The 255-nt window shown below is 61.2% G+C and carries 1 protein-coding gene; it reads left to right on the top strand.

Annotated features, from left to right (window positions below; translation table 11 throughout):
- Positions 1–255: acyltransferase (locus SB756_RS32470; RefSeq protein ID WP_410913557.1), on the top strand; the 255-nt coding region annotated here is incomplete at both ends.

The following is a 255-nucleotide window of genomic DNA, read 5'->3' as shown; positions in this document are numbered from 1 at the left end:
CATCATGCCCCGTGTGACCATCGGGCCGGAATCGATCGTGGCTGCCGGCGCGGTAGTGACCAAGGATGTACCGCCTGGCACAGTCTACGGTGGCAACCCGGCTGAATTCATCTGTACCACCGAACAGCTGATCAAACGGGTCGAGGCGCGTTGCGAAGCGTACCCGTGGATCGACCTGGTCAAGCAGCGCAATGGCGCCTACGACCCGGAAGTGGAGCCGCTGTTGATGGCGCAAAGGCGTCAGTATTTCTTCGG

Source organism: Pseudomonas sp. SIMBA_068, assembly GCF_046534705.1.
Taxonomy (GTDB): Bacteria; Pseudomonadota; Gammaproteobacteria; order Pseudomonadales; family Pseudomonadaceae; genus Aquipseudomonas; species Aquipseudomonas putida.
The sequence above is the reverse complement of the archived record's forward strand: the minus strand, read 5'-3'. Positions and strand labels throughout refer to the sequence as shown.